The sequence below is a fragment of the Psychrobacter sp. M9-54-1 genome (assembly GCF_016613355.1).
GTDB classification, from domain to species: domain Bacteria; phylum Pseudomonadota; class Gammaproteobacteria; order Pseudomonadales; family Moraxellaceae; genus Psychrobacter; species Psychrobacter faecalis.
Genome location: NZ_JADGFW010000013.1, coordinates 149,345 through 172,983 on the forward strand (window position 1 = coordinate 149,345; position 23,639 = coordinate 172,983).

Sequence of the window (23,639 nt, forward strand, 5' to 3'; positions counted from 1 at the left end):
ATAACATTAACATGGATGGTTGGTGATAAAAGCCGCATAATACTTGTTGTTATGCGGCTTTGTTACGTCTGTAATCTTTAAAATTTATTCAAAAAAAAGGTCAGTAGATTGCTCTACTGACCTTCATAGCTAGACGACCCTAGCATTACCAATAACTATTCATTAATAATTAACTATTCGTCTAAGCATCTTATCGTCTGAAAATTTTACGCCAAACTCAAGAAGAAATTAGTGCTCAACGCCACCAGCGCCATGGATATGGCCGTGGTTTAGCTCGTCTTCAGTGGCTGCGCGTACTTCTTGAATTTCTACATCAAAGGTCAAACGCTTACCAGCTAACGGATGGTTTGCATCAACCGTCACTTCTTTATCGTTGACGTCAGTGACAGTTACTAGCATCACTTGACCGCCAGCTTCTGACTGAAACTGCATACCAGGCTGGATATCATCAACGCCTTGGAAGTTTTCGCGTGGTACATGTTGTACCGCTTGTTCTTGGTATTCACCGTAACCATCAGCAGGCTCTACAACGGCATTGACTCTTTCGCCAGCAGATTTGCCTTCTAGTTGTTGCTCAAGACCTGGGATGATGTTGCTATGGCCATGTAAATACGCAAGCGGTTGACCTTCTGGAGACTGGTCAAGGATATTGCCTTCGTCGTCTTTTAGCGTGTAGTTAAACTTGACGGCAGTGTCTTTTGCGATAGTAGTCATAAATTATCCTAAATATGTCGTTATTGAAATTTAAATACGGTTGCAATAAACCTAAAAAAGCCAATCAGCCAGCCAAATAGCCACGTCATTAGTTAATTATCATCAGTTTATTAGGGTAACTTTAGCAGTTAGCATCTTTAATTGCGATGCCTGCCAGCGGTTTCAAGGTTAAAATCCGAAAAAATAGCAATTATTGGGCGAATTAATGTAAATAAATATGATTTTTCAGTTTTGGCCGTTGGTAAAGGTAAGAGGCTAAAGTTTGCTAGTTGCGTTTTTGCATGATGGCTTCTACCATAGTCATAAACATAAGGATAATAACGTTTATGAATTTATCTTCTCAAATCTCACCGATTAATAATTTAAATCAGCCAACCGCTCATGTCTTTTACCAATTCGACTTTGCGCGGTTTTTGGAGCATTTGGTCGATGTCGCGCTGACTTTCACCGCTAATACCGACGCGCCAAGTTTATGGTTGCCCGCCTGGATACCGGGTAGCTATTTAATGCGTGAATTTGCCCGTAATATAACCGCAGTGCATTATGAGATTTTAGACAGTCAAGTCGTTTCTAACGATAAACAAATCAACACGTATCGCGCGCAAAAAACAGATAAAAATACATGGCAGTTACCAGAGGCGCGGGCAGCACAACGTATACGCCTTCATTATGAAGTATATTGTTATGATTTATCGGTGCGTACGGCGTATGTCGACCAGCAGCGTTTGTATGGCAATTTTACCTCATTGGCCTTAGCGATTGATGGGCAAGAACAACAAGGGGTAGAAGTTGATTTAATCGTGCCAGCTGCATTTTTAGCGGATAAAGACGCTAGTCTTGTGCGCTTGGCGTGTGGACTTGAGGCAGTACAGTCGCAAATTGATAAGCTGCGAATATATACTCTACAAGCAGACAGCTATCATGAGCTGATCGATCATCCGTTTGAGTTTGCCGAACAAGATAACTTTGATTTTATCATTCAAGATAATAGCCATCAGACGCTTAGCCATCATTTTTATCTTTCAGGTAAGCATAGCGCTAACATGGGACGCTTGCGGCAAGATGTTACTCAAATCTGTCAGACTTATTTAGATTGGCTTGGCGATGCGCCCTTTAACAATTATACCTTTATGACCTTTGCCAGTGGGCAGGATTATGGCGGGCTTGAGCATATCAACTCGACCAGTTTGATTACCCCGCGTCGTGATTTGCCTAATGCTGATGAGCCAAAAGTGCCAAGTGCCGATTATCAACGCTTTTTGGGCTTATGCAGTCACGAGTATTTTCATGCGTGGTGGGTCAAAACCGTGCGTCCAGATGTGATGCTAGATGTGGATTTACGCCGCGAAGCCTTTACGCCGCTGCTTTGGGTATTTGAAGGTTTTACCTCTTATATCGATGATTTTATGTTGCAAGCGTCAGGCGTCATTGATAAAGGAAGCTATCTTAGATTGCTTGCCGAACAAATCAATCGCTACTATCAAACCCCAGGACGTGCGCATCAAAGCGTTGCCGAGTCAAGCTTTGACGCTTGGATTAAGCTGTATCGCAATGATGAAAATACCGGCAATGCAGGTATCAGTTATTACAACAAAGGCGCATTGGTGGCGTTATGCTTGGATTTGACCCTGCTTGCAAAAAGCGATGGGCGTTATCGTTTATTTGATGTGGTTAAAGAATTTTATAGCCAAGCAAAGCAAAAGGATAATAAACGTATTGGCATCAGTAGCGCCGATATGGGTGCAGTTATCGGGCAGTTTATGCCGTTAGCAGATTGGGAAGAGTTTGAGCGCCGTTATGTTAATGGCGTTGAGGAGCTACCACTAGAGACGCTGCTTGTGGAAAATGGTATTAAGATTCATACCAACACTAAAGAGACTGCCGATAAAAACATACCGTGGGGCATGCGTTGTAGTGAGACGCCGCTTGGACTTAAGGTTAATCGCGTCAACCGTGACAGCGCTGCCGCTAAGGCGGGTATTTCAGCGCATGACGTCATTGTTGCAATCGATGGGATTAAAGCAGACACCAAGCAATTAGCAACGCTTAGCATTGCTACCTGCCCTGTACAATGTCATTTATTTCGCCGTGATGAGCTAATGGTAGTTGAGGTTGTGCCTAAAGAGTTGAGCGATAAAGCTAAGCATGACGTTAATCAGACAGTTTTCCCGCATAGCATCAGCTTACGGTTAGCAAGGGCGAGTACAGATTGTGAAGACGATGGGGATTCTGTCGGGTATGCCAATACTGAAAATACATGGCTAAATGCGCTAGCACGCCATCAAAGTGAATAGATAAATAATAAAGCATGAAGACATTAAAAACCCTTGCTAAGCTGCGTACTTAGCAAGGGTTTATATTTTTAATATTCAAAGTACTATAAATAACAGTTAAGACGTTATAGCTGTTTAACTTGTCGCTTTAGTGGTTTCTTTGATTGCTTCTTTATCAATTGCTTCATCATTGATAACGGTGTCATCACTATTGATAGTCGCGGTATCAGGCACTTTATTTGCCGCAATCCAGTTTTGTATCAACTCAATCTCAGGCTGCTGAGCATCGATAATGTCTTGTGCCAATTTGCGCATTTCTTCATCGGTACCGTATTGGAGTTGCACTTTTGCCATGTCTACTGCGCCAATATGATGCGGCAGCATACCGCGCGCAAATGCCATATCAGCGACAGGCTCAGCAATACCGAGCATCATATCGCTATGCATGGTATTCATTCCCTTTGCATACGCTTCTTGCATAGCTTCGGTATTGGGTTTTGGTTTGGGCGCATCAGGATGGCTTGCGAGCCATTTATTAAGAATATCAATCTCAAGCTGCTGCGAGTCGATGATGTCTTGTGCAAGTTTACGCATGGTTTCATCAGTGCCGTACTTTAGCTCGATTTTTGCCATATCTACCGCGCCGCGATGATGGCCGAGCATGCCTTTAGCAAAGGCGGTATCAGGATCGTTATAACCCATACCAACCATCATTTCATTATGCATACTGGTCATTGACTTTGTATAGTCTTTCAGCATATCTGACATTTTTTCATCGTTTACCGTAACAGCATTGGCAGCCATGTCGTGCCCAGCATGGGCATCCTCGGGAGCTGTTTCAGATGGTTCATTAGTGGCTTGAGTGGCCTCTTCTATTGGCATCACCTCGCTATCCTCAGTTGCTGGCTGGCAAGCGCTTAGCAGCAGGGCAGTAGCCACACTGGTAGCAAACAAAGCAAAATGACGAGAGGCAATCATGATATATCCTTACTATCAAAAAAACAGGAAACAGGCTCAACGAAAAATAAGACAGAAGACAAGATAAATAATGGCCAAATTTAAACCGATATAAAACGCGAAAATACGGCAAGGTTGGCAAGTCAGCGCAGTTTTGCATCTTAACAGATAAACCTTACGCGTTCGAGACGCGCCGTTTAATAAGTCGTAATATTTAAATCAGAGCAAAATTGGCTCATATAAGCGGATAAGGTTTAATTTGGCACGCTAATCTAATCCATAATCCCTAACTGCCGACAGCGCTCACTATTTAGGTGAATACGCACAAACTCACCAACGCCAAGCGAACCAAGCTCAAATCCTGCCACCGACCAACGAATCAGACGCAAGCAAGGCAGTCCCACATGAGCGGTCATGCGTCTTACTTGGCGATTTTTACCTTCATAAATAGTTAGCATAAGCCATGATGTTGGGACGTTTTTACGCTCGCGAATGGGCGGATTACGTTGCCATAAGTCAATCGGCAAATCGCCTTCCTCGACCAGTCGTGCAACTGCTGGCAAGGTTTTGCCATCTTTTAAATGTACTCCCGCCGCCAATTGCTCTAATTGAGCAGTGCTTACCAAACCTTCGACTTGTACCAAATAAGTCTTCCCTTGCTTTTTTTTATTTTGGGCAAAGTTCTTGGCTGATGGTGGTTGGGTAATGGCTTTATTTACCCGTCCGTCACTGGTCAAAATCAACAAGCCTTCTGAGGTTGCATCAAGTCGGCCGGCAACGCGCAGCGATTTGTCAGTAAAATACTGCGATAGAGTGGTGTGATCATTATTGCTGTCATCACGAAATTGACTTTGGACGCCGTAAGGTTTGTTGAATAAAACTAGGCTAGAGGTCGACATAAAATGGCATTTCCCAAAAATAAATTGATTGCTACAACATGGTTAACAAATGGCGTGCACGGCAGTCTAAAATGTTTTTACGCAAAAGTAAAAAGCGGACTGTTGCTAAAAAATAACTCAGATAAGCAAACGTAACAATAACAATAAACGAGATATTAAATAACCCTGTTCATATTGTGGTATTTATAATATTGATTGGCAAAACTGACGTATGCAAAAGAAAAATTATCAGTCATGTTTTTATGTTAGTACACTATTGAAGGTAAATGATGATATTTTTATATCATTCATCTGGTAGAAATCATGAAAATGATTATCTAACATACTTTTAAACCTATTGGCGTATCGGCATTTTACGTAAATTATTAATACGTAACTCGCTAGCATAATGCCATTTTAAAGCCAAAATATTTTAGCCAGCATAACAGAACGCCAAGGAAACTGGCGCAACCAATATATAAATATAAAAGGAGTTTGACCCCATGCCCTATGATAAAGTTATCGTCCCAAGAGACGGCGCAAAAATAACCGTCAACGCTGATTTGTCCCTAAACGTCCCTAATCATCCGATTATCCCCTTTATCGAAGGTGATGGCATTGGTGTTGATATCACGCCGGTGATGATTAAAGTGGTCGATGCCGCCGTATCAAAAGCCTACAAAGGCAAAAAATCGATCGTTTGGATGGAAGTTTATTGCGGCGAAAAGGCATCTAAAATCTATGATGGCGAATACATGCCGACCGAAACGCTAGAGATTTTGCGCGAGTATGTCGTCAGTATTAAAGGGCCTCTGACCACGCCAGTTGGCGGCGGTATGCGCTCATTAAACGTCGCGCTACGTCAAGAGCTCGATTTATACGTTTGTCAGCGTCCGGTGCGCTGGTTTGAGGGTGTACCAAGCCCTGTACATAGCCCAGAGCTGACCGATATGGTAATTTTCCGCGAAAACTCAGAAGATATCTATGCGGGTATCGAGTGGAAAGCGGGCAGTGATGACGCCAAAAAAGTCATTAAATTCCTAAAGGAAGAGATGGGGGTGACCAAAATCCGCTTCTCAGATGACTGCGGTATCGGCATCAAGCCTGTATCAAAAGAAGGCTCGCAGCGTTTGGTACGTAAAGCTATCCAGCATGCCATCGATAATGACTTACCGAGCGTCACTCTCGTGCACAAAGGTAATATCATGAAGTTTACCGAAGGCGCGTTTAAAGAATGGGGCTATGAGCTTGCCGCTGAACGTTTTGGTGCGGAGCTGCTCGATGGTGGACCTTGGATGACGATGAAAAATCCAAAAACCGGTAATGATATTATCATTAAAGACGTCATAGCTGATGCTTTTCTGCAGCAAATCCTGATGCGCCCTGCTGAGTATTCAGTCGTTGCAACCTTGAACTTAAACGGTGATTATATCTCTGATGCGCTTGCTGCTGAAGTTGGCGGTATCGGTATCGCGCCGGGTGCCAATAAGGGCGGCTCAATCGCTGTTTATGAAGCTACCCACGGCACAGCGCCTAAATATGCTGGTCAAGATAAGGTCAATCCAGGTTCGTTGATTCTATCGGCAGAGATGATGCTGCGTGATATGGGCTGGATAGAAGCGGCTGACCTTGTTATCGCAGGTATCAAAGGCGCGATTAAAAATAAAACCGTCACTTATGACTTTGAGCGCTTGATGCCAGATGCCATTTTGCTCAGTAGCTCGGAGTTTGGCAAAGCCATTATTAAGCATATGGATGTGTAAGGGCTTTATAGCATGTGATTTTATAATTTATAGCGTAAACAATAAACCATCTATATTTTTATAGATGGTTTTTTTTGTGCTTATGGGTTTTTATACTGATTATTGAATTTCAATTTAACTGTCATTTTTACCACGATTTTTACCGCTACCATTCGCTGTCCATTTGACCACCGATAAGCTGGTTGAAGCCATTAAACCGAGCACTAAGTAGCCAATCAACGCCTGTAAACTTGCAAAAACCCGAGTCATGCCTTGTGGCCGAAAATCACCATAGCCTGTTGAAGTGAAAGTGACGACAGCATAGTAGCAGTACGCCCAAAAATCTTGCGAAATGGGATTACCATCGAGCGTGGTGTCGACGATGCCGACTTCGTAATAAAGTGCCGAAAAGGTAAGCAAAAATAAAAAGACATTAAGCGTTGTCATCGCAAGCTCTTTTCATAAATTGCCATCATCGCCATAGATGCGCTGCAAGGTGCTAAAAAGCGACCACATAAAAATCCCGCAAAACAAGAAGGCAAGGCCGATAGTAAATATATCGCGCCACCTATTGTCCGGTAAAAAATGCGTCAGTAAATACCATATACTGCCAGTGAGGATATAAATAAAAAGAGTTCCTCTGGCGGTTGTTATTTTTTCTAGTATCATAAGATTTCATCCATACGCTCAGTATTATGCTTAGTCTTAGGCCCAGTAAATGCTCAAAAATAATTTTAACATTGAGCGTCATCTAACCATAGCAGTAGGGCGCTTCATATAAAACATTGGTGTAGGTGTTTGCTTTGAACGTTTTAAGCAGCACAGAACCTATAAAAACGCCCCAATAGCCTAGGACTATTGGGGCGTTTGTTTTAAACTGACTTTAATAAAGCTTGTTCAGCCAGCTTTATTTTATTTGCAACCAAGCATTTATGACAATGAAGCAATAGCTTCGTTGAATAACGGACTTGGACGCATGGCTTTTTCAGCCAACGCTTCATCTGCTAAATAGTAGCCTTTTAGATCCATCGACTTACCTTGAACTTCATTCAGCTGCTCAACGATAGCGGCTTCATTGTCTTCAAGTTTTTGTGCCAGCGGCGCAAACTGTGCTTTTAGCTCGCTATTTTCATCTTGTGCAGCCAGCTCTTCTGCCCAGTATTTTGCCAGATAGAAATGACTACCACGGTTATCAAGCTCGCCAGTTTTACGTGATGGCGATTTGTCATTTAACAGTAGCGTTTCAGTCGCTCTATCAAGGGCGTCTGCCAATACTTTCGCTTTGGCATTGTCATCATTTTTCGCCAAATGCTCTAAAGATTCGGTCAAGGCTAGGAACTCACCTAGAGAATCCCAACGTAGATGGTTCTCTTCGATCAGCTGCTGTACGTGCTTCGGTGCTGAACCGCCTGCGCCAGTCTCGAACAAACCACCGCCTTTCATTAGTGGCACAACTGACAGCATTTTCGCACTGGTGCCCAATTCTAAAATCGGGAACAAATCAGTCAGATAATCACGCAAAATATTACCAGTCGCAGAAATCGTATCTAAACCACGGGCAACGCGCTCTAGGGTATAACGCATGGCGCGAACTTGTGACATGATTTCGATGTGCAGACCGTTGGTGTCATGATCTTTTAGGTAGGTTTTAACCTTTTCAATCAGCTCGTTTTCGTGTGGACGGTATGGGTCGAGCCAGAAAATAACTGGCGTATCTGATTCGCGCGCACGGCGTACTGCAAGCTTAACCCAGTCTTGGATAGGGTCATCTTTGGTCTGACACATGCGCCAGATATCACCTTTTTCAACACGCTGCTCAAGTAAAACTTCGCCTGATTCGATGTCGACGATACGCGCGATACCATTGTCGCTAGATTCAAAGGTTTTGTCGTGTGAGCCGTATTCTTCCGCTTTTTGCGCCATCAAACCAACGTTTGGCACCGTACCCATAGTGGTTGGGTCAAAGTTACCATGCCACTTACAGAAGTTAATCATCTCTTGGTAAATACGCGCAAAGGTCGATTCAGGCATGACCGCTTTACAGTCATATAATTTACCATCAGCGCCCCACATTTTACCGCCGTTACGAATCATCGCCGGCATAGACGCATCGACAATCACGTCACTTGGAGAATGGAAGTTGGTGATACCTTTTGAAGAATCAACCATCGCTAGACGCGGACGGTGCACTTGGCAGGCATGGAGGTCACGCTCAATCTCTTCACGTAAGCTGGCTGGCAATTCGGTGATTTTTTCGTACAAGCTTGCCATACCGTTATTGACGTTAATACCTAGCTCATCAAATAACGCGCCATGTTTTTGGAAGGCGTCTTTATAATAAATACGCACCGCGTGACCGAAGACGATAGGGTGTGACACCTTCATCATCGTGGCTTTTACATGTAATGAGAATAAAATACCGGCTTCGCGGCAATCTTCCATTTCACGCTCATAGAACTCAAGCAGCGCTTTTTTGCTCATAAACATCAAGTCGATGACTTCTTTATCAAGTAAGGCAATCTTTGGTTTTAATACCTTGGTCGTACCGTCTTCGAGCAACAGCTCCATACGCACGGTACGCGCTTTATCCAAGGTCATCGACTGCTCGCCGTCATAAAAGTCGCCGCTGTGCATGTGCGAAACGTGTGTCTGTGACCACTGTTTCCATTCGCCCATCGAGTGCGGATGTTTACGCGCGTAGTTTTTGACTGCTTTTGGCGCACGGCGGTCTGAGTTACCTTCACGTAATACAGGGTTGACCGAGCTGCCTAAGCTTTTGCCATAACGGCGACGGATTTCTTCTTCCTCTGCGTTTTTTGGCTCGTCTGGAAAATCAGGAATCGCGTAGCCTTTAGCTTGTAGCTCTTTGATAGCCGCTTTTAGCTGCTGTACAGAAGCACTGATATTTGGTAGTTTAATGATATTGGCGTTTGGATCTTGAGTCAATTTGCCAAGCGCTTCTAAGTTATTTGGAACGCGCTGCTCTTCGGTTAAGTAGTCTGGAAATTCAGCCAACACACGCGCCGCGACCGAGATATCACTGGTTTCAACGTCGACGCCTGCTGTCTGGGCAAATGCTTTTACAATCGGCAAAAATGATAAGGTGGCAAGCGCTGGGGCTTCGTCAGTTTTTGTATAAATAATTTTTGACATGTTAGTAGATTATTCCTTGTTGTCATTAATGAGGTTAATAAGGCTGCGGTATCATTTAATAGCTTTATACAGCCCTTATACCATAATGGTCTACGGGGTTGGTTCGAGGTTCAAATACATCAGTCGTCTTTTATCGCCATTCTTGAGCGAGTATGACGGCGAGAAAAGTTTCGTCGCCAGCCATTTATGTTTATTCGTCTTTATAAAGCAGGCGCTCGATCAAGTACCAGCTTTATTAAAGAGTGATTATAAAACATTATAAAAGGTCACACTCAAAAGACCGTAGTTAAAAAGTTATGCAAACCAGCGACTCAATACTCATGATTTACAATGATCTGAGCGCGAATGGCTGACGCTATATTATAGTTGATCCACTATAAATCTGATATGATGTCAATGTTGTATATTGAACTAAGTATACTATTTTCGCTCATACCCTATGTATCTGAATTATATTAAGCTAATAATAGCCTTATTCTACCAGTCCTCGCCCTCAATATCATCTTTTGCGTGTAATTAGCGCGCTTTTAGTGCCATTTTTACTTTTGTAAGCTTGTTTTTGAAATGATCGGCTTATCGACGTTGAAATAGTCTACATACTTCAAATTATCTGTTTTTAACACACTAACGCTAGCAAAACCCAATCCTGCGCTCCATCAATAAAAGACTTAGTAATCTATCCGTATGGCATTTTTATGCGCCTTTGTTTATAAACCTTCTTCATAAAAGTATTTTAGTGCCAGATAATTTTTACTTTTTTGCAAATTGTGACAGCAAACGCGCTGGTATTTGCTAGGCTAAACGATAGAAATAAATGAGCTTAAGAAAAAATTCTAAAAATAGTGTGGTGATGATGAATTTACAATATGCGTTACTCAGTGACAATAGCTGGCAGGATATGGCGCGTTGGCAAACGCCAGATACGCCTTTTATGACATTTGAGTTTTGGCAAGCACTTAGTGATACAGGCGCAATTGGTGAGCAAGCAGGTTGGTTGCCGATTTATGTCTTAATCCATCGGCCAAATGAGACAGATGGCGTTATTGATAATAATGCGAATGATGATAAAAGTAATGCTGCGCAGCCAATGCTGCTTTCTTCAGAACCAATAGGGCAGCCTGTTGCGGTTATGCCGGTTTTTATTAAAGGGCATCATCAAGGCGAGTTCGTTTTTGACCATGCGTGGGCACAAGCTTATGCGCAGTATGGTCTTGATTATTATCCACGCTTGGTGACCAGTGCGCCTTATACACCCGTGACTGGCCAACGTCTGTGGCTAGCAGAAGGTGAGGCGCTAAATACGGATATTTTAAAAACAGCTATCGCAGGCGTTGATGATATCGCCCAGCAAGTAGAGGCCTCTAGCTGGCATGGTTTGTTTGCGACGTCTGAGATGGCGACTATTGCTAACGCGTCAATGCCGACTGATACCGATATAGAAATGGCGCTTAATAATCAAAAAAATAGCGGTACAGTAGAACCGATTGAGCTACCGATACTTGAGCGGCAGGGCTGCCAGTTTTTATGGCAAAATAAAAATGTCAGTCAAAACAATAAACAATTTGCCGACTTTGAGGCATTTTTGGCAACCTTTAGAGCCAAAAAACGCAAAACCGTGCGTGCTGAGCGGCGTAAAGTTGCCGAGCAAGGCATCTCTTGCCAGCGTAAATGCGGGGTTGCTATCACTGCAGAGGATTGGCAGACGTTTTATCGTTGTTATGTGATGACCTACGCGGTACGTGGGCAGCAGCCTTATCTCACGCTAGATTTTTTTAAAAGACTGGCTGCTAGCATGCCTGAACATTTGATGCTGGCACAAGCACTTGATGCCAATGGTGAAATTATCGCTAGCAGTTTGTTTTTTTATGATAAACCCAATAGCCAAAACGCCACGCTTTATGGTCGTTATTGGGGCGCGCTTGCTGAGTATGATAGCCTACACTTTGAGCTGTGTTATTATCAAGGTATCGAGTTTGCGATTGAGCAAGGTTTGACGTATTTTGACCCCGGCACCCAAGGTGAGCACAAATTAGTCCGAGGTTTTGTTCCGACCAAAACTCACTCGTTGCACCGTATTTACGATGGGCGTTTTGTCCCGGCGATTAGTAATTTCTGTGTAAAAGACCGCATGCATATGGCGCAATATCGCAAGCAAGCCTTTGCAGCATTGCCCTTTAATATGGATAATATGCCGACATTTGATAATACTGATTAATCCTCGATCATTTTTTTGCTAATCTTTGCCCAATGACTTCCTACCTAATACTTTTCTATCAGCTGTAAACTATGACTCCTCATTTTTCTCATTCTGCTCCATCATCCGCTCCCACTGAGCTAGTAGATTTTCTCAATACCGAAGGGTCGCTGACGGCCATGCTCGAAGTAAAAGCAGGGCAGCCGTTACGCGTCGAGCGCAGTTTTGAAGGCTATCGGTTATTATCCTTAGCGCAAAAAAAGCAGTTGGGTTTGCAAGGCGCGGCGTTAAACCGTCCGTTATTGGCGTGGGTACGCGAGTCGCAGCTATATGGCGATAATGAGCAGCAATGGGTACAAGCACAAAGCATTTTCCCGCTAGTAAGTTTGAAGGGGCGCGCTCGCCGTTTACAGCAGCTAAAAGGTACGCCGATTGGCTATGTGTTGTTTAAGCGCCGCCGTACTTTACCCAATCAACGTGTTATCGAGCAAACAGTAGATGGTTGGCAACGGCAGACGTTATATGATTGGTATGGACGTAAAATACTGATCAGTGAGACTTTTTTAGCAGCGTTTTTGTCTAGTGATGCTTGATGTCGATACATGCATTACCTAATGTAACAATAAATAAAAAAGTCATCTTAAAGGGGCTGTTTTTTATGGGCGATTAATAATTATTTGATTAACAAATCCATCGCGACCTAGAAGTAAAAAAGATAAAACAATGATTTTATTGCGCATTTATTTCTCTAATAACGCCATTTAAATCTCTCAGCTTTCCGTGAGGTTTTTTTGCGCTCATCGCACAAAGTTTCATGCTACACTTAATCTATAGCGATGATATCGATGCTCCCACGTATCGATTTTATTGCCAATTTAGGCAAGTTTTTAACAGGCCAATTGTCTGCGTTTGCCAATTTTACCTTCTTTTATTACTCGCCTCTTTTCAATGAGCACCACCATTAACGATAGCCACTACCTAGGACATCACTATGTTTAAAGATATTTCTATCAAAGAGTTTGATCCAGTACTTGCTGAAGCCATGGCCGCTGAAAGCGTTCGTCAAGAAAACCACATCGAGCTTATCGCTTCAGAAAACTACTGCTCACAAGCAGTGATGGAAGCACAAGGCACTGACCTGACCAATAAATACGCTGAAGGCTATCCTGGTAAGCGTTATTATGGTGGCTGTGAGCACGTCGATGTGGTTGAGCAATTGGCCATCGACCGTGCAAAAGAGTTGTTTGGTGCTGAGTACGTCAACGTCCAGCCACACTCAGGTAGCCAAGCGAACTCTGCTGTTTTCTTAGCATTGTTAGACGCTAATGACACCGTGCTTGGCATGAGCCTAGACGCTGGTGGTCATTTGACACATGGCGCGCATATCAACTTCTCAGGTCTAAACTACAACGCCGTACAGTATGGCTTGGTTGAAGAAACTGGTCTGATCGATTATGACGAAGTTGAGCGTTTGGCAAAAGAGCACAAGCCTAAGATGATTATTGCTGGCTTCTCAGCCTATTCGCAAGTGGTCGATTGGCAGCGTTTCCGTGATATCGCTGATGAAGTTGGCGCGTACCTTTTAGTAGATATGGCTCACGTAGCTGGTTTGGTCGCGGGCGGTGTTTACCCAAACCCAGTACCATTTGCCGATGTGGTCACGACTACCACGCACAAAACCTTGCGTGGCCCACGTTCAGGTATGATTTTAGCACGTGATGAAGAATTGGCGAAAAAGCTAAACTCTGCTGTCTTCCCAGGCAATCAAGGCGGCCCGCTCATGCACGTCATCGCGGCAAAAGCGGTTTGCTTTAAAGAAGCCTTAGAAGATAACTTCAAAACTTATCAGCAGCAAGTGGTTAAAAACGCCAAAGCAATGGCAAAAGTGATTCAAGACCGCGGCTATGAGATCATCTCTGGCGGTACTGAAAATCACTTGATGCTGATCAGCCTAGTCAAGCAAGAAATGACGGGTAAAGAAGCCGATAAATGGCTTGGTGATGCGCACATTACCGTGAATAAAAACGCCGTACCAAACGATCCAAAATCGCCATTTGTCACCTCAGGTATCCGTATCGGTACGCCAGCGATTACCACGCGCGGCTTTAACGAAGCACAAGCTGGCGACTTGGCTAGTTGGATTTGTGACGTCCTAGATAGCCGCGGTGATGAAAAAGTTGCTGCTGAAGTACGCGGCAAAGTAGAAGCGATCTGTAAAGAGCTACCTGTCTATGCTAAAAATCAGTAATTTCTGATTAATAATTGGTTTTATAAGTAGATATAAAAAAACCTCTTAGAACTTGAACTGACCCCCATAAGTTGGACACAACTTTTGGGGGTCAGTTCACTTTTGCTAGGCGATTTTTTATTAATAAGACAATAATATAGAAGACTAAAACGGCAACTTGGTAAATATCTGCAAGATAGTTGCGTTAACGATATCGACAAAGAAGGCACCAACCATCGGTACAATCAAAAACGCTTTCGGTGATGGCAAGTAGCGATCAGTCACTGCCTGCATATTGGCAATCGCCGTCGGCGTGGCGCCCATACCAAAACCTGAGTGTCCAGCTGCCAAGACAGCGGCATCATAGTCTTTACCCATGATTCTAAAGGTAACAAAATAAGCATAACCAATCATGACTAAAGTCTGCACGACCAAGATAATCAATACAGGACCCGCCAAATCTGTCAGCTCCCATAGTTTTAGCGATAGCAGCGCCATGGCTAAAAATAGACTTAATGACGCATTACCAATCACATCGATAGCACGGTCGAACATATCAAAATTAAACACCATGGTTAAGGCATTACGAATGATAACGCCGCCTGCTAATGCCCAAACGAAGGTGGGCAGCTCAAACGCAGTATCTGCTGCAACCAATGTCATGATGTCTGCAAACGCTAACGCCCCTGCAAACAAAGCCAATGACTCAATCGTTGAAGAGGCGGTAATCAGACGGATATTGTCAGGTTTTTCAAACATCTCTTCATGGCGATGATCGCCATCTTCGCTGTGCTTGGTACTATATAACGACTGCTTGCCAGCAAGCTTTTCGACGTCGCTTTGATTGGGATTAACAGGGGTCGGTTTAAGACCCATTTTATTGATCAATCGGCGTGCAACAGGACCACCAACCAGACCACCTGCAACCAAACCATAGGTAGCAACAGCAATACCAAGAGTGGTGGCACCAACGACATTGTATTGTTCTTCTAACACAACGCCCCACGCGCCTGCGGTACCATGGCCGCCTGTTAGAGCGATAGAGCCAGTCACCAAGCCGAGCAGCGGATCAAGACCTAGTACGCTGGCCATCGCTACCCCAACCACGTCTTGTAAAATAATAAAGACCGAGACGACGATAGTAAAAATTAATAAAGGCGTACCACCTGCTTTCAGCCGTCCAAAGTCGGCGCTAAGTCCGATAGAGGCAAAGAACATCAGCATGGTTGCTGTTTGTAGGCCTTGGTGAAAGTTAAAGCTATAACCCCAAATCAAATTAAGGGCATAAACAATCACAGCAGCAATCAAGCCACCAGCCACGGGTTCTGGGATATTAAAGTCTTCCAAAAACTTAATTTTTTTAACCAAAAAGCGCCCTAATAACAGCACCAAGGTGGCAAAAATCAGGGTGTAATATCCGTTTAATGTTACTTCCATAAGTTCATCCTTTCTCTAAATATGAATTCACCTAAATTCGGGATAAAACTGGCTTTATCTCGAATTTAGGTTCTGCTCGTTTTGCTATTCGTAGGTATCGTCTGACGCCTCAATAATCCATAATTGCGGTTTGCCAAAATCTTTATAGGCGTCTTCGATCAGGCGCTTAAAGGCATTAAAGTCCTCGCTGTTGATTTTTTCTACCGCATTTAAGTAAAGCGTGAAATCGGTGATATCACTATCGGTCAAACAGTCCCAAGCGCTGTCCCAATTATGGGCAAAATAGCTGGGAAAATTGGCGGCTGTCGCTAAGCTATTTAGCAGCGTTTCTTTATTCAAAACATCGCCAATTGGAATGTTAATTGCATGCTTCGGAATGGCATTAATAAACGCTTCGTCTTTTTGAGCAATGGCGTTTTGGTTAACGTCATTTTTTTTAATATAGTAAATCGCTTGGTTCATATCATCTCACCTGCAATGGTCTAAAGCTGTCGTAATGGTCGACGGTCAAATAATAGACGGTTGGCGGATGACCGCCGGTGACAATACGCCGTGCGCCGCGATGCGAAACGCCGGGCGTCGGCACGGTATATTCGCGATAATAGCCTTGCGACTGGGCAGGCAATTTGCCTTCGCGATTATAAAAGGTGGTGCCATCTTTATTCGGATAAGGAAACGGGCCACCTTGCTGAATCAGCGCCAGTGTTTGGTCAATTTGCGCGTCACCCGTGATAGCTGCTGTGGCCGCTGTATCAGGGCTAGAGGTTTTAGGGGCTGTCTGCGTTATAGACGTTGCTGGCGTGCTGTCTGCAAAAAAACTAGACGTCAAATCTCCAAAGAAAAAAACCGCCACGGCAATAAGGGCGATAAAACTTAGTAGAGTAGATAAGCCAGTTTTTTTGTGTGGCTTGCTTTGGTTATTTTTTGACTGGTTTTTTCGATGATAGCTAGCGTTATTTGTATGCGTATTTTTTGCATAATGTTTGGTTGAATTTGCTAGTGGGTTTTTTGCGTCTGCCGTTTCTAAAATACTTAATTCGTTAGAGGTGACTTCGGTTGCGCGTAATTGGTTTTTATCATTACGCTGACTGTTAAAATAGACACGTTGACCCTCGCTTATCGGCCGCGAGAGACGCATGCTGCTGATATGAAAGAAGACATCTTCACCTTGATTGTCTACTTCGATAAAGCCATAGCCTTTGTCAGCATTCCAGTGTTTAATTTTGCCACTTTGCATGGGCACGGCTTCCTATAGCGTGGTTCTATTCAGCAAAATAATTTTTATATGCCATATATAGCATATTTATCAATAATAAAAAAACGCCAGCAATTAAGCTGACGTTATTTAAGATTATACTCGAATTAGGCAATAAATTATAGTGCAGCAATGATGCCCTAGGCGCGTGTTTCGCCGTGACCGTAAACAATCCATTTTTGCGAGGTTAAACCCTCAAGCCCAACCGGTCCACGGGCATGAATTTTATCGGTTGAGATACCGATTTCTGCTCCAAGTCCGTACTCAAAGCCATCGGCAAAACGGCTCGAGGCGTTAATCATCACACTTGCCGAATCGACTTCGCGGATAAAGCGCTGCGATTTGGTATAGTTGTCGGTAATGATGACGTCGGTATGGTGGCTGCCGTGAGTGTTGATATGTTCAATCGCCTCGTCGATACCCGCTACCACCTTAACTGCCAAGATAGGGGCAAGATATTCGGTATCCCAGTCCTCGCTGGTGGCTGCTGATAAATGACCTTGCAGGGTAGCATTGTCATTTAAAATCGCCTGTGACTTCTCATCGAGGCGCAGTTGCATGGCGTCATCGGCTGTTACGATGGCTTCAGCAATCTTTGGCAATAACTCATCGGCGACATTTTTATCGACCAACAGCGTCTCCATGGTATTACAAGTACCGTAGCGGTGGGTCTTGGCATTGACGCTGACTTTAATCGCCGTGTCTGCATCGGCATCGCTATCGATAAAGGTATGACAATTACCATCTAAATGCTTAATCACAGGGACGCGGGCATCGCGGCTGATACGTTCAATCAAACCTTTACCGCCGCGTGGTACGATCACATCGACATAGTCCGTCATGGTAATCAGCTCGCCAACAGCAGCGCGGTCAGTGGTTTCTAACACTTGTACGCTATGCTCAGAAAGACCGACCTTTTTTAAACCCTGTAAGATACATTTGGCAATCGCTTGATTGGACTCAAAGGCTTCAGAACCACCGCGCAAGATAATAGCGTTACCAGATTTTAGCGCCAGCGAAGCCGCTTCCAAGGTAACGTTGGGACGCGACTCATAAATCATCCCGACTACCCCGAGTGGCACACGCATTTTGCCTAAATGAATACCTGATGGACGATAAGTCATGTCGGTCACTTCACCGATAGGGTCAGGCAATGCCGCCACGTCTTTTAACCCTTGCAGCATACCATCGAAGCGTGCATCGTTTAGCTCTAGACGATCGAGTAAGGCAGCGTCCAAGTCGTTTTTTTGCCCCTTATCCATATCGATTTTATTGGCCGCTAAAATATCAGCTTTGGCGCTTTTTAACGCATCATAGATTGCCATCAGCGCCGAATTCTTATCACCAGTATTGGCCGCAGCTAACGCTCGTGATGCCGCGCGCGCTTGCTTGCCGACCGTCTGCATATAAGCAGTTACATCTGTGGTATTCGATTGCGTCATAAATTAACGTCCTTTTATCATCAATAATCTAAAAAATATCGTTTAGCGCTCTAATGGCGCTCTGCTATTTAACATAGAGGAGATGAGGACGATAGTAAAGTCGATTTTGTGAACAACGACCGTTTAGCAAGCACTGCGGAGTTTCCTTATGTTCGATTTTAAGGTTTTTAACTTTTTATAGCGTCTATAAGTAATGGGAGATAAAAAAGTATGCTGTCTGTTACGTATTTTTAACAGAACTGCGCTGCAACTGCTAAGGTAGTCGTGGTCAATCGTAAGTATAGTGGGTGCTAAGACGGTCAATTCACACGCTATCTCATACGTTATCAATGATAGATATAGCAATTGGCTGATGCAATAAAGTGATGAATTTTATAAAGATTAATAAACTAAAGACTCATTATGGAGAAAAAAATGGCTATTAAAAATAAAGCCTATAAAAACTGGCTCACAGTAGGCTTGGTAGCAGCAGCATTAAGCGTCAGCGCCTGCGGCAAAAAAGAAGAAGCGCCAATGGATGTTGAACCAACTGCGGACGCGCAGACGCCAGTAGAAAATAACGCTACTGGCGTGGCAACGGCAAACAGCACGGATGATGTCGCGGTAGCAAGTGCCGATGCTAATAATGGTATGGCCGTTAGCGAAAATGATGATGTCGCGGTAGCAACAGCTGATGATGCAGAAGTCCTGGATGGTACTGAAAGCGAAGAGCACATTTCGACTTACTAGTTAAGCTTGTTAAATGCTGCTTGCGAGCGTCGACTGACTATTTAGCAGATAAAACAGCGCTAGCGGCGTTAAGATGATAAAATAAGGCCCATAACTGACTATGCGTTATGGGCCTTATTTTGTCGTTGATTCCGTTTAAAAAAGTACCGCGCTACTTAGCTGGAGTTATCTAAGCTGAGCGCCGTTTTGAGTATTTTTTTATCGGCAATGAATTATCCTGTCAAACTCTAATGACTTTTAATGATTTTTAATAACTGAAGGGGCAGGGTTTGCCTTTTTATCGCATTATAGGCGACAATGGCGCATTTTTTTATTCATGTTTTCACTCATATTTATTGGAAGTCTGCTAAACCATGCTTGATACTGCAAAGAATCCGACTCGGCCTATCGCCTTAGATTTACAAGACGTCCATAAAAGCTATGGCTCGTTGGCGGTGCTAAAAGGGGTGTCTCTCACCGCTTATGATGGCGACGTTATCTCTATTTTAGGCTCGTCTGGCTCCGGTAAGTCAACCTTGCTGCGCTGTATTAACTTGCTTGAAAAACCCAATCAGGGGCGTATCATCATCGGCAATGATGAGCTGATGCTAAAGCCTGCCAAATCAGGCGAATTGCAAGCGGCAGATATCAAGCAATTAGAGAGCTTACGTGCGCGCGTCGGTTTTGTGTTTCAAAACTTTAATTTGTGGCCACACAAGACCATTTTGCAAAATATCATCGAAGGACCAACGCAGGTCTTAAAAATCAAAAAAGACCAAGCGATTAGCGATGCAGAAAAACTGCTCGATAAAGTGGGTCTGCTCGATAAAAAAGACGCTTATCCGGCGAATTTATCGGGCGGTCAACGTCAGCGGGTAGCAATAGCACGTGCCCTTGCCATGCAGCCACAGGTGTTATTATTTGATGAACCAACCTCGGCCCTTGACCCTGAGCTGGTCAATGAAGTGCTCGCGGTCATGCGTGAGCTTGCCGCCGAAGGACGTACGATGCTGATTGTTACCCACGAAATGCGCTTTGCCCGTGAGGTATCAAGCAAAGTGGTGTTCCTGCATCAAGGTATCATCGAAGAAATTGGTACACCTGAACAGGTATTTGATAATCCAAAGTCTGAACGCGTCAAAGATTTTATGGCATCTCATCGTCAAAACTAGAAGCGAGTGTTTGACAGGTTATTGGTTGAATGTCAAAAAACCTAAAACGCTTACAATGCAAAAGTTGCCCTTAGTAACCTTCTTGGCCTAAATTTTCTTAGCCTATTTATTACCGAATAATCACAGTTGGTATGCAAAACGTTTGTTTTTGATATTTGAGTCAGGTATTATCAAAGGGTTTATAGGCAGTCGCAAATCGCGCCTGCTTATGTCTTTATGTTCATTGACTTGCTTATCTGGCAGGGACGCCAGAGAACAAAATATCAGAACCCTATATCAAAAACCTCATCAGAATTTAAGGAATGTATGATGTCGAATTCTCGCCTCTTGTGGTCATCGATGACCGTCACCGCCGCGCTTATGCTTGGCGCTTGTAGTCAGTCTGCTAATGACGCTACTGATAGCAGCGCTGATGCCTCTGCTACAGAAACGGCTGGCAAGACCATTCGTATCGCCACTGAGGGCGCATACCCTCCTTTTAACTATACCAATGCCGATGGCAGCTTGGCAGGATTCGATATCGACGTCGCCAATGCCTTATGCGCGCAAATGCAAGCCAAATGTGAAATCGTTGCTCAAGATTGGGACGGTATTATTCCAGGTCTATTGGCGCAAAAATACGACGCCGTCATCGCTGGTATGTCAATCACTGAAGAGCGCCAAGAAAAGGTTGATTTTAGCGAGCCGTACTTTGCCAATACCATGGTTTGGCTTACCGATACCAAAAGTGGCTTTGATCCTAAATCTATTAAGAATCTAACGCTTGGCGGTCAGCGCTCTACGACACCTGGCGCGTATTTACAAGACAATTATGAAGGTAAAGACGGCAACACTGTCAAGCTTTATGATAATTATGACAATGCCTACTTAGACCTAAAATCGGGTCGTAGCGATGCGGTACTTGCCGAAAAAGTCTCTGCCAAATCATGGTTAGCGGATAATCCAGAAGGGTTCGGTATCGTGGGTGATGAGATTGATAACGACGATAATATTGCCATTGCTGTCCGTAAAGGTGACTCAATCAAAGACGACTTTAATAAAGCGCTGAGCGAAATCCGTAGCAACGGTGAGCTTGCCCGTCTTGAGCAAGAAAACTTCGGTCAGTAATTTGCTTGATGCGCTTTGCGAGAAGTCTTTAACTGATAGCTATTAGTCAACAGACGGTTTCGATAAGCGCCGATTAACCAATGTCTGAACCATTGCGGATGAATAACGGCTGGTAAATATATTAAGGAATAACCTCTATGATCACTTCAATGACCTCATCAATGAGCAAAAAAGCGCTATGGCTTGCGCCGCTTAGTGCAGCGATGCTGATGCTTGCTGCTTGTAACAACAGCTCAACGCCTACAGAAAATACGGACGCCGCTGCTACAAGCGACGCACCGTTACATATAAAAATCGCCACAGAATCGAGCTATAAGCCTTTTAGCTATACCGACGCCGATGGCAAATTAATCGGCTACGAGATTGAGCTGGTAGACGCCTTATGTGCGCAAATGAAAGCTGAATGTGAAGTTATCTCGCAAGATTGGGACGGCCTCATTCCAGGGCTAAATGCGCAGAAATTTGATGCCGCCATTGCTGGTATGTCAATCACCCCTGAGCGTAAAGAAGTCGTAGAATTTAGCGACCCGTACTTTCATACTGGTATCATCCTCATTGGTAAAAAAGGCGATGATATTACCGTCGATGGCCTAAAAGGTCAGCCAGTTGCCTCACAGCGCTCGACGGTTGCGTCACAATATCTACAAGAAAAACATGCCGACTCTGACATCAAGCTTTATGACACTCAAGACAACGCTTATCTAGACCTAACCTCAGGTCGCGTGCGCGCCATGATGTCTGATAAAGTCACTGGTATTGACTGGCTAAAAACCGACGCCGGTAAAGACTACGAAGTCAAAGGTCAAGAAATCAGCACCAGCGATGATGCGATGGGTATTGCCTTTCGTAAAGGCGATCCATTGGTTGCCAAGTTTAATAAAGCTTTGGCTGAACTAAAAGACAACGGCACTTACGACCAAATCACAGGCAGTTATTTTGGTACCAGCTCAACAGCGGCGGCGCAAAAAGCAGTAGCGACTGATGGCGTCAAAGAAGTGGTGGTCGTTGATGATGGTAATGTCGATGCCAATGCAGTAATAGCCAAAGAAGAGCAAGCAGAAACGGCGACTAATTAATAGAGCTGTCTCTCATAATCTATTAGATAAGCGCTGATTTTAATAAAGCACGTTTTAATTAAAGCGTGCTTTATGCCATCTACAATACTTTCCAAAGTACCAATGCCAATTAATAATGTCAAATAACAACATCAAGGATGATTATGAGCAACTATCTTCTTTTAGCCCCTATTCCTAGTACGCCCTCTGCCACCTCATCCGCCAGTAAGCACTTGTTAAAGACAAAATCGATGCTAGCCCTAGCGGCATTGTTGGCTTTAGCGGGCTGTAGTAATGGTCAAAATGAGACTAACGAAAGCGCAAGCGCAGAGACGACTAAAACGTCAGAAGCGGCTGATAATAATAGCGCTGCGAGCGACGATGGTAATATACTACGTATCGGCACCGAAGGCGCTTATGCCCCTTTTAATTATACCAATGCCGATGGCACGCTTGGAGGCTTCGATGTTGAAATCGCCAATGCTATTTGTGACGATTTGCAGATGACCTGTGAAATCATAGCGCAAGATTGGGACGGTATTATTCCTGGGCTTAAAGCGGGTAAATATGATGCCATCGTCGCGGCGATGTCGGTCACGCCAGAGCGTGCAAAGCAAGTGGCTTTTACCGATCCGTACTTTAGCAATGCCTTGGTATTTTTAGCCAAAAAAGACAGCAGCTTTGATCCTGCCAATAGCAGCGATATCAATGCCCATTCTATTGCCGCCCAGCGCTCGACCATCTCTTCGCAGTGGTTAGAAAATGCCTATCCAAAAGCTGATATGAAGCTTTATGATACCTTGAGTAATGCCTTTTTGGATTTGGGTTCTGGTCGCGTTGATGCCATGATATCGGACAAATTGCCCGCACTTGAATGGCTTGGCTCAGCATCAGGCAGCAATTATGCAATCAAAGGCGATGAGATAGATATCAATGATAATTTTGCAATTGCCGTACGTCCTAATGACGAAGCTTTGCAAGCCAAAATCAATAAATCTTTGGCCAATCTAAAGTCCAATGGTACGTATGATAAAATCAATCAAAAATATTTTGCCGTACCAGCAAAGGCGGCAACCACTGAGACAGTATCAACCGAACCAACGGTAGAAAATGCAGCGCAATAAGCGCTTATTATCATTGTTATATTAATCACGGTTTTCCCTATTTAGCGGTAAACGTGAAGTCATAAAAGCAAAAAGACATTACCATCAGGGTGATGTCTTTTTTGCTTTAATAATAGGGTTACTTTACAACCAATACAGGGCGAGTAGGATAAATTTTTCGAAGCCTCTGGAGTGCAAAGCGCACAGCAAGCAAGAAAAATT

19 protein-coding genes are annotated in these 23,639 nt (G+C 43.9%); 10 read left to right on the forward strand and 9 right to left on the reverse strand.

Features of this window, described 5'->3' with window-relative positions; genetic code table 11:
• Positions 1-228: 228 nt before the first annotated feature.
• The gene (locus IQ457_RS06655; RefSeq protein WP_068407618.1) at positions 229-714 is read right to left on the reverse strand and encodes an FKBP-type peptidyl-prolyl cis-trans isomerase; all 486 of its coding nucleotides are present in this window, start codon (positions 712-714) and stop codon (positions 229-231) included.
• 326 nt (positions 715-1,040) lie between these two features.
• On the opposite strand from IQ457_RS06655, the gene IQ457_RS06660 reads away from it, so the two are divergent.
• The gene (locus tag IQ457_RS06660) at positions 1,041-3,008 is read left to right on the forward strand and encodes a M61 family metallopeptidase (protein ID WP_207161707.1); all 1,968 of its coding nucleotides are present in this window, start codon (positions 1,041-1,043) and stop codon (positions 3,006-3,008) included.
• Between the two features lie 114 nt (positions 3,009-3,122).
• Here the strand turns inward: IQ457_RS06660 and copM are convergent, their stop codons facing one another.
• Entirely contained in the window at positions 3,123-3,965 is an 843-nt protein-coding gene (gene copM, locus IQ457_RS06665) for a CopM family metallochaperone (RefSeq protein ID WP_200662550.1), read from the reverse strand.
• 251 nt (positions 3,966-4,216) lie between these two features.
• Positions 4,217-4,843, reverse strand: a complete 627-nt coding sequence (locus IQ457_RS06670; protein WP_200662551.1) for a pseudouridine synthase — start codon at positions 4,841-4,843, stop codon at positions 4,217-4,219.
• Positions 4,844-5,325: 482 nt separating this feature from the next.
• Between IQ457_RS06670 and icd the strand changes: the two genes are divergently transcribed.
• On the forward strand, positions 5,326-6,585 hold the full coding sequence (icd, locus tag IQ457_RS06675; RefSeq protein ID WP_200662552.1) for an NADP-dependent isocitrate dehydrogenase: 1,260 nt from the start codon (positions 5,326-5,328) through the stop codon (positions 6,583-6,585).
• A gap of 114 nt (positions 6,586-6,699) precedes the next feature.
• Here icd and IQ457_RS06680 read toward each other — a convergent pair whose 3' ends face one another.
• Entirely contained in the window at positions 6,700-7,011 is a 312-nt protein-coding gene (locus IQ457_RS06680; protein WP_200662553.1) for a potassium channel family protein, read from the reverse strand.
• 483 nt (positions 7,012-7,494) lie between these two features.
• The gene (locus tag IQ457_RS06685; protein WP_200662554.1) at positions 7,495-9,717 is read right to left on the reverse strand and encodes an NADP-dependent isocitrate dehydrogenase; all 2,223 of its coding nucleotides are present in this window, start codon (positions 9,715-9,717) and stop codon (positions 7,495-7,497) included.
• A gap of 853 nt (positions 9,718-10,570) precedes the next feature.
• On the opposite strand from IQ457_RS06685, the gene IQ457_RS06690 reads away from it, so the two are divergent.
• The 3 genes from IQ457_RS06690 to glyA all read left to right on the forward strand — a co-directional run bounded on the left by IQ457_RS06690 (position 10,571) and on the right by glyA (position 14,159).
• Positions 10,571-11,932, forward strand: coding sequence for a GNAT family N-acetyltransferase (locus tag IQ457_RS06690; protein ID WP_200662588.1), 1,362 nt, complete (start codon positions 10,571-10,573; stop codon positions 11,930-11,932).
• 71 nt (positions 11,933-12,003) lie between these two features.
• Positions 12,004-12,504 (forward strand): chorismate--pyruvate lyase family protein, encoded by a 501-nt coding sequence (locus tag IQ457_RS06695; protein WP_200662555.1) that lies wholly within the window; start codon positions 12,004-12,006, stop codon positions 12,502-12,504.
• Positions 12,505-12,902: 398 nt separating this feature from the next.
• Positions 12,903-14,159, forward strand: a complete 1,257-nt coding sequence (gene glyA / locus IQ457_RS06700; RefSeq protein ID WP_200662556.1) for a serine hydroxymethyltransferase — start codon at positions 12,903-12,905, stop codon at positions 14,157-14,159.
• Positions 14,160-14,303: 144 nt separating this feature from the next.
• On the opposite strand, the gene gltS is transcribed toward glyA, so the two are convergent.
• The 4 genes from gltS to IQ457_RS06720 form a co-directional block, all read right to left on the reverse strand.
• Positions 14,304-15,575: a sodium/glutamate symporter gene (gltS, locus tag IQ457_RS06705; RefSeq protein ID WP_068406019.1), complete on the reverse strand. Its 1,272-nt coding sequence runs from the start codon at positions 15,573-15,575 to the stop codon at positions 14,304-14,306.
• Between the two features lie 84 nt (positions 15,576-15,659).
• Positions 15,660-16,037, reverse strand: a complete 378-nt coding sequence (locus tag IQ457_RS06710) for a barstar family protein (RefSeq protein ID WP_200662557.1) — start codon at positions 16,035-16,037, stop codon at positions 15,660-15,662.
• A 1-nt stretch (position 16,038) separates the two neighbouring features.
• Entirely contained in the window at positions 16,039-16,812 is a 774-nt protein-coding gene (locus IQ457_RS06715) for a ribonuclease domain-containing protein (protein WP_200662558.1), read from the reverse strand.
• 158 nt (positions 16,813-16,970) lie between these two features.
• Positions 16,971-18,272: a glutamate-5-semialdehyde dehydrogenase gene (locus IQ457_RS06720; RefSeq protein WP_200662559.1), complete on the reverse strand. Its 1,302-nt coding sequence runs from the start codon at positions 18,270-18,272 to the stop codon at positions 16,971-16,973.
• 414 nt (positions 18,273-18,686) lie between these two features.
• On the opposite strand from IQ457_RS06720, the gene IQ457_RS06725 reads away from it, so the two are divergent.
• The 5 genes from IQ457_RS06725 to IQ457_RS06745 all read left to right on the forward strand — a co-directional run bounded on the left by IQ457_RS06725 (position 18,687) and on the right by IQ457_RS06745 (position 23,438).
• Complete coding sequence (locus tag IQ457_RS06725) at positions 18,687-19,001, forward strand: hypothetical protein (protein WP_144297436.1); 315 nt, start codon at positions 18,687-18,689, stop codon at positions 18,999-19,001.
• Between the two features lie 353 nt (positions 19,002-19,354).
• Entirely contained in the window at positions 19,355-20,152 is a 798-nt protein-coding gene (locus tag IQ457_RS06730; protein ID WP_200662560.1) for an ABC transporter ATP-binding protein, read from the forward strand.
• A gap of 306 nt (positions 20,153-20,458) precedes the next feature.
• Positions 20,459-21,259 (forward strand): transporter substrate-binding domain-containing protein, encoded by an 801-nt coding sequence (locus IQ457_RS06735; RefSeq protein ID WP_198328818.1) that lies wholly within the window; start codon positions 20,459-20,461, stop codon positions 21,257-21,259.
• A gap of 137 nt (positions 21,260-21,396) precedes the next feature.
• Positions 21,397-22,335, forward strand: coding sequence for a transporter substrate-binding domain-containing protein (locus tag IQ457_RS06740; RefSeq protein WP_200662561.1), 939 nt, complete (start codon positions 21,397-21,399; stop codon positions 22,333-22,335).
• A gap of 143 nt (positions 22,336-22,478) precedes the next feature.
• The gene (locus tag IQ457_RS06745) at positions 22,479-23,438 is read left to right on the forward strand and encodes an ABC transporter substrate-binding protein (protein ID WP_200662562.1); all 960 of its coding nucleotides are present in this window, start codon (positions 22,479-22,481) and stop codon (positions 23,436-23,438) included.
• Positions 23,439-23,639: the final 201 nt, after the last annotated feature.